The 7010-nt window shown below is 34.1% G+C and carries 7 protein-coding genes and 1 rRNA gene; 5 read left to right on the forward strand and 3 right to left on the reverse strand.

All coding sequences use genetic code 11. From position 1 onward, the window contains the following. Window positions 1-171: 171 nt before the first annotated feature. Window positions 172-1263 (reverse strand): FUSC family protein, encoded by a 1092-nt coding sequence (locus tag HF990_RS14600; RefSeq protein ID WP_016837851.1) that lies wholly within the window; start codon window positions 1261-1263, stop codon window positions 172-174. 234 nt (window positions 1264-1497) lie between these two features. Next, the gene (locus HF990_RS14605) at window positions 1498-2787 is read right to left on the reverse strand and encodes a glutamate-1-semialdehyde 2,1-aminomutase (RefSeq protein ID WP_168412875.1); all 1290 of its coding nucleotides are present in this window, start codon (window positions 2785-2787) and stop codon (window positions 1498-1500) included. A gap of 116 nt (window positions 2788-2903) precedes the next feature. Here HF990_RS14605 and bcp point away from each other — a divergent pair, with 116 nt between their 5' ends. The 3 genes from bcp to perR all read left to right on the forward strand — a co-directional run bounded on the left by bcp (window position 2904) and on the right by perR (window position 4985). Beyond that, a complete protein-coding gene (gene bcp, locus HF990_RS14610; protein ID WP_168412876.1) occupies window positions 2904-3380 on the forward strand; it encodes a thioredoxin-dependent thiol peroxidase in 477 nt (158 codons plus the stop codon). A gap of 4 nt (window positions 3381-3384) precedes the next feature. Beyond that, on the forward strand, window positions 3385-4329 hold the full coding sequence (locus HF990_RS14615) for a D-2-hydroxyacid dehydrogenase (RefSeq protein ID WP_016837848.1): 945 nt from the start codon (window positions 3385-3387) through the stop codon (window positions 4327-4329). 203 nt (window positions 4330-4532) lie between these two features. Further along, window positions 4533-4985: a peroxide-responsive transcriptional repressor PerR gene (gene perR / locus HF990_RS14620; protein ID WP_040764514.1), complete on the forward strand. Its 453-nt coding sequence runs from the start codon at window positions 4533-4535 to the stop codon at window positions 4983-4985. Between the two features lie 241 nt (window positions 4986-5226). Here the strand turns inward: perR and HF990_RS14625 are convergent, their stop codons facing one another. Beyond that, entirely contained in the window at window positions 5227-5586 is a 360-nt protein-coding gene (locus HF990_RS14625; protein WP_016837846.1) for a YgzB family protein, read from the reverse strand. A gap of 131 nt (window positions 5587-5717) precedes the next feature. Between HF990_RS14625 and HF990_RS14630 the strand changes: the two genes are divergently transcribed. Beyond that, window positions 5718-6602 carry a nucleotidyltransferase-like protein gene (locus HF990_RS14630; RefSeq protein WP_096552214.1) on the forward strand — a complete coding sequence of 295 codons (885 nt, stop codon included), beginning with the start codon at window positions 5718-5720 and terminating at the stop codon, window positions 6600-6602. A gap of 350 nt (window positions 6603-6952) precedes the next feature. Then, a 16S ribosomal RNA gene (locus HF990_RS14635) occupies window positions 6953-7010 on the forward strand; the annotation flags it as partial.

A 7010-nucleotide genomic window follows, 5' to 3' on the forward strand; every position in this document is an offset into this window, starting at 1 on the left:
GCAAACTGGACATGGAAAAGACCATGTCCAGCCTAAATAAGAGAAGAATCTTAGAAAATGATGAGCAAAAAAAAGACAAACCCCAACTCAAATGCTTCATTTGAGTTGGGGTTTGTCGACAGTCTGAAAGAGCGAATCGATTCGCTCTTTTTATCTTTAGAAAACCCTCCATTAATAAAATTGCTCTTCTAAATCTTCATTGCGGTCTTGGCTATGGAAGTTGCGGAAGGAAACGATTAAAGTATCAAGATGTTCCAAGTTTTCCTCATAATCAAGAATTCGTGAAAAAATATAGAATAAATGATAGCTAGAAAACTCTTCTTCACCTTCACGTTGTTTTTCAATCTCGATTTGTTTAATTAATTGTTCCATTACTTCCGAACGATTTAAATGATGTTTACTAACAGACCATTTTGAATGCTCAGATCGAAGTTTTCCAGTATATTTCAATAACAGTTGTTCATGATACGTTAGCAAAAAGTCTAATCGTTCTTGGAGCATTGTTTGGAATGCGATTGGTAAATGGACGATTTCATTTTCGTGCTTATGAAGTCTCACGAGCAACTCAAAACTTTTCTTTGTTGTCAAAATCATTTGACGATACACAACAAGCCTGCGAAGTTGCGTATTTCGTTTCTTTTTGCTATATTGCCTCTCTTCCTTATATAAATCATAAATTGATTCAATTTCAGAGAGTCTTTTTTCAAATTTACTTAAAGCTTTTTTTGTTGAGACATGCTCTGAAGCACCTCGAATCGCTAATCTCGACCATCGAATGATATCATCCTGCAGTGTTTGAATAAGTCTGAATAACTTTACTTCATAACGAGGTGGCAGGAAGATCATATTGACGATAAAAGAAGCAAATACTCCAATCATTACCGTTGCAAAACGAATGATACTAAATTCCAAAAAATCATTGCCTTCATATACCATAATAACTACTACTGTAACGAGAGCTAATGAAAGGGATGAATTTAATTTCAATTTTAGCATAATGCCAATGACAATAATTGCTGCGATACCAATTGCCACAATATGATGGCCGAAAAATAGCCCGAATAAAACTGCGACAACTGCTCCAATCAAGTTTCCTTGAATTTGTTCCACAATCGTCAAATATGAACGATAAATGGAAGGTTGAATTGCAAAGATTGCAGCAATACCAGCAAAAACAGGCGATGGAAGACTTAAAAGTTCTGCTAAAAATAAAGAAAAGACGATTGCTACTCCTGTTTTTAATACTCGGGCGCCTAATTGCATAATGTAGCCCCCACTTTATAAAGTTTTAAGAAATTAAAATGAAGTAAATAATTCAATAACAATCTGATTCTCATTTATATTAATAAATCCCCCAAGGAAATATGCTAGTCAAAAAATAAGTATTGAAAATATGGTTGGAGCATGGAATCCTATTGTATCCTATTTAGCTTGCAGAAGGCAACATATCCCAAAATTATTAGGAGTGAAGCATTTAGGATTCCATACTTGCATTTCTTATTTTAATTTTGAAAAGGCATAATTTACAGCATCAATCGTTTCAAGAATATCCTCTTCTTTATGTTCAGTTGTTAAGAACCACGCCTCGTATTTGGATGGAGCCAAGTTGATTCCTTTTGAAAGCATTAATTTAAAGAATTTGGCAAACATTTCGCCATCCGATTGTTCTGCTTGTTTATAATTTTCAACTTTTTCGCTTGTAAAGTATACCGTAAGCGCTCCTTTTATTCGGTTGACTGTTATTGTGATGCCATGTTTCTCCGCAGCATCTAAAATTCCTTTTTCAAGCATTGCACCTAGACGATCCATTTCTTCATATACTCCCGGTGTTTGCAATACTTCAAGACAAGCGATTCCAGCTAACATAGACGCAGGATTTCCTGCCATTGTTCCAGCTTGATAGGCTGGTCCTAGTGGGGCTACTGTATCCATGATTTCCTTACGGCCACCATACGCACCAATTGGTAGGCCTCCTCCGATAATTTTACCCATTGCCGTTAAATCTGGCGTTAGTCCTAGCAAGTCTTGAGCAGCTCCATAATGGAACCGGAAAGCTGTTATAACTTCATCATATATCGTAAGAGCACCAAATTCTTTTGCAACTTTATGAACATATTCTAAAAAACCTGGTTTTGGCATAACCATACCGAAGTTTCCAACGATTGGCTCAATTAAAATAGCAGCAACGTCTTCTCCCCATTTATCCATTGCCATTTGGAATTGTTCAGTATCATTATAAGGAACCGTAATGACTTCTGTAGCAACTGTTACAGGAACGCCAGCAGAGTCTGGTGAACCTAGAGTTGCTGGTCCAGAACCTGCAGCTACTAATACTTGGTCGAAATGCCCATGATAGCAGCCTTCAAATTTGATGATTTTTGTCCGTCCAGTATAGGCGCGAGCTACACGAACAGTCGTCATTACAGCTTCTGTACCGGAATTAGTAAAACGCACTTTATCTAAAGATGGAATGGCTTCTTTTAACATTTTGGCAAATTTTACTTCGTGAACCGTTGGAGTCCCAAAAAGCACCCCTGTTTCAGCAGCTAATTTTATGGCTTTTGCAATGTGTGGGTGTCCAAAGCCAGTAATAATTGGACCATATCCAGCTAAATAGTCAATGTAGCGGTTACCATCTACATCCCAAAAATATGGTCCTTCTCCTTTTGCCATTACAACGGGTGCCCCTCCTCCGACCGCTTTATAGGAACGTGAAGGGCTATTTACCCCTCCTACGATATGTTGTAAAGCTTCATGATATACTTCTTCAGATTTTGTGTGAATCATCGTATTGCCTCCATTTTATAATTTCAACTTTATTTTAGCCTTCTTTGGTATAATACGCCAAAGAATTTGAAACATTTTACGCGGTTCGGTAGGATATTCAAAAGGGAGGAATTTTTATGAATGAATCTTTAGTAAATAAGGAAGCACCAGATTTCACGCTGTTAAATGAAAATGGTGAACCAGTGAGCTTAAGTAATTTTCGAGGAAAAAAAGTAATTCTGTATTTTTATCCGAAAGATATGACGCCTGGTTGTACTACGGAAGCTTGTGATTTCCGTGACCATTATGAATCCTTTGCCGATTTGAATGCTGTGATATTAGGTGTTAGTGGAGATTCGGCAGAACGACACAAAAAGTTTATTGAAAAATATGATTTACCATTTACTTTGCTAGTAGATGAAAAACATGAAGTATGTAAAAAATACGGCGTTTGGGTTTTAAAGAAAAATTTTGGAAAAGAATATATGGGAATTGAACGTTCTACATTTCTAATAGATGAAAATGGAATCATTATGAAGGAATGGAGAAAAGTTCGCGTAAAAGATCATATTAAAGAAGTTTTACAATATTTGCGTGATTTTAAAGGGGAGTAACGATATGAGGGTTTATTTCACATTTGATCCAAGACCAGATTTAAAAGAATCTTTACTAAAAGATTTTCCTGAAGTTGATTTTGTTTTCCATAAAAAAATCGATGAAGAAGAATTAGCGAAAGCGGAAGTGTTAGTTACTTACGGGGAAGATTTAGATAATGAAAAAATTAAAATTGCTGAAAAAGTAGAGTGGATTTTTGTAGCTTCTGCTGGAATTGAAAAAATGCCTGCACAAGCAATTGCCGATAGAGGTATTGTTGTTTCAAATGTGCGAGGCATACATAAAAAACCAATGGCAGAATCGATATTAGCTCATCTGTTATCGATTAAAAGAGCATTGCCATTTATTTATAAACAGCAGTCAGAAAAAATTTGGAATCAACAAACAAAATTGTATGAATTAAATGGTTCAACTGCTCTTATTTTAGGCCCAGGAGCTATTGGCAGTGAAGTTGGGCGTATGTTACAAGCATTTGAAGTATACACAATTGGACTCAACCGCAGCGGAGAAAGTGCTCTATACATGAATGAAACGCATTCAATGGATAAATTAAAACAATTGTTACCTAAAGCGGATATTGTCATCTCTATTTTGCCAAGTACAAAAGAAACAAAATACTTGTTGACTTATGAAGATTTTACTTTAATGAAAAATAATTGCATTTTTATGAATTTTGGACGAGGAGATTTAGTGCGAACAGAAGATTTAATAAAAGCACTTGAAGAAAAGCAAATTTTCCATGCAGTGTTAGATGTTTATGAAACGGAACCATTACCGAGTGATAGCAAGCTTTGGGAAATGGATAATGTAACGCTCTCACCTCATATTTCAAGCCGGTCTTCAAGATATTTAGAACGTAGCTTTGAAATATTTAAACCAAGCTTAAGAAAGTGGATGAACGGTGAGAGAGATTTAGAAAATGTTATGGATATTTTGCGTGGATATTAATTTTAAATTAGAATAAATATTATTTAAAAATTAGATTGTTATCATGATGAAAACTTCCAATAAATAATATATTGAACATAATAAAAGAATTTGAGAAAATCAATATACCGAGAGTTTAAATATGTCGAATTGTTGACGAATTTCAATTATTTAGGTACACTATTTATAACGATTATCAATTAATAATGAGTGGAAAGAGGTGCATGACGATGTCTGAATTGCATCTAAAAAATGCTCTAGACACGTTAAAGGCAACGGGCGTAAGAATTACTCCACAACGTCATGCTATTTTGGAATATTTAATTAATTCTATGTCTCATCCAACTGCTGATGAAATATATAAATCATTGGAAGGTAAATTTCCAAACATGAGTGTTGCTACAGTATACAACAATTTACGTGTATTTCGTGAAGCAGGTTTAGTTAAAGAATTAACTTATGGTGATGCAGCGAGTCGTTTTGATTTTGTAACAAACGACCATTATCATATGATTTGCGAAGGATGTGGGAAAATTACTGATTTCCACTACCCAGCATTAAAAGAAGTTGAACACTTCGCATCTCATGTTACTGGTTACAAAGTTAATTCTCACCGCCTTGAAGTTTATGGAACATGCCCTGACTGTCTAGAACAAAAGAATAAGCAAGTGCTATAAAAAATCCTAGTAACTTTCGTTGCTAGGTTTTTTATGTCTTCATAAAGATAGCTTGTATGCGATTAATGTTTATCTTTTTTATAAAGAGTTGGATGATAACGGTTGAGTTACTTGAAAGGTGAAAAATGAGAACAAATACATTCGTCGCAGATAAATAGTTGCGAAAATGATAAAAAATATTGGTCATAAGAATTTGAGCCTGCCCAAAAAGTTCTGTACTATTTGGACAGGCTCATTCGTTTTATTGATTATTTTTCGATTTTTTATTGTAATCTTCACTGAATTCTTTTCCTTCTAGTGACGGATCTAAAGTCAATGGTTCGTTGCAATACATGCAAATATCTACACGTCCTAACATTTTTGTATGCTTACCACAATTTGGACAAACTACTTTCACTGCCCGGGTTGATAACATTCCGATCCAAAGATAAACAACAGTGCTGGCAATAATACATAATAAACCTAAACCCATAAAAAGTAGAACTAATATAACACTATTTCTGAAAAATACGGCACCATACATGACTATAAATCCGATGAAAATTAGTGCAAGTGCGAAGGAACGTATTCTATTAATTTTGCTTGAATATTTTTTATTCATTAGAGTGCCCTCCCAATCTTGATATTAATATAACATAGACAAGAAGAATCGAGAAATAGAAAGAAAAAAGAAGGATTCTTCTCCCTAATGTCGAAAGGAATTATGATAATCGTAAAATAGGAGGACTATACATGGATTATATACTACGTTCCATTTATCAAGAACGTGCAAGTCAACCTGAAACCTTAGGAGTAATACTCGTTAATAAACGTGAAGATCAAATCAATTTAACAGATACATTTGATACGATTATTTTAATTATTGTTAAAGAAGCCCAGCAACCGATTTTTACAAAGCACTATTGTTACGAGGAACGAAAAGTTGCAATGCATGTCGTAACTGAAGATTTAATAAATAAATGGATTTACATAGGTAGAAACCGTCGATTAGTAGACTGGATTTTCCATGGGAAAGTCATGTTTGAGCGCAATGAATATATGAGTAATTTAAAAATGAAGTTGGAGGATTTCTCCTTTTTCGGACGAAAAATTAAGGCGGGCGTGCAGTTTGCGAAATTAGTAAGAAGTTATCATGAAGGAAAAGAGTTTTTTCAACGTGGAGATTATTTAGATGCATACAATCATGTAGTAAAATCTCTTCAATATTTGGCGAGACTATCAATCATCGAAAGCGGTCTATATCCAGAAGTGACAGTTTGGTCGCAAGTAAAAAAAATCGAACCTTCCATTTACAAATTATACGAAGAGTTAGTTACAAGTAGAGAAAGTATTGAAAAAAGATTAGAGTTATTATTTTTAGCGATTGAATTTTCTATGAATTCTAGAATTCAATCATGCTCTCAACATATTATGGAAACCCTTATTACAAAAGATCTTTGGACAATCCAAGATTTACATAATCATCATGAACTCAGATATTACTCAGTTGAATTGGAGCTTTTCGTTGAATTTTTAATTGAAAAAGGATACATTATAATTGAAGAAATTGAGTCCAAAAATGAATCCATTAGTCATCGATTATATCGAGCAAATACTAAACATTATCATGAGCAGTAAAGTATATAGATAGTTAAAACATAATTTTTCGAGGTTAAATAATTTTTATTTTTCCTCGAAAAATTTTTTCGTTAAATGTGTTGACATTTCGGGAATGTTTATTGTAATATAATTAACGTCGCTGAACGACATAATGTTTTCTCTTAATGAGTTCAAATAAAAAATATAATTACTTTAAAAAAGTAGTTGACTCAAAAAGGGAAACATGTTATATTGAGAAAGTCGCTGTAAAAAAGCGGATGAACCTTGAAAACTGAACAACAAAACGTTAATGCAATAATTTATCTAGTTGTTAACCCTCGTTGACAAACTAGATTCGGACATTAAATTTTGAGCAAATCAAATTTTCTTTTATGGAGAGTTTGATCCTGGCTCAGGACGAACGCTGGCGGCGTGCCTAATACATGC

Source organism: Ureibacillus thermosphaericus (assembly GCF_012396605.1).
In the GTDB taxonomy this organism is placed as follows: domain Bacteria; phylum Bacillota; class Bacilli; order Bacillales_A; family Planococcaceae; genus Ureibacillus; species Ureibacillus thermosphaericus.

Coding starts and splice junctions, on each gene's coding strand:
- HF990_RS14630 (WP_096552214.1), top strand. CDS start 5,718: ATGGATTATATACTACGTTCCATTTATCAAGAACGTGCAAGTCAACCT.
- HF990_RS14605 (WP_168412875.1), bottom strand. CDS start 2,787: ATGATTCACACAAAATCTGAAGAAGTATATCATGAAGCTTTACAACAT.
- bcp (WP_168412876.1), top strand. CDS start 2,904: ATGAATGAATCTTTAGTAAATAAGGAAGCACCAGATTTCACGCTGTTA.
- perR (WP_040764514.1), top strand. CDS start 4,533: ATGACGATGTCTGAATTGCATCTAAAAAATGCTCTAGACACGTTAAAG.
- HF990_RS14615 (WP_016837848.1), top strand. CDS start 3,385: ATGAGGGTTTATTTCACATTTGATCCAAGACCAGATTTAAAAGAATCT.
- HF990_RS14625 (WP_016837846.1), bottom strand. CDS start 5,586: ATGAATAAAAAATATTCAAGCAAAATTAATAGAATACGTTCCTTCGCA.
- HF990_RS14600 (WP_016837851.1), bottom strand. CDS start 1,263: ATGCAATTAGGCGCCCGAGTATTAAAAACAGGAGTAGCAATCGTCTTT.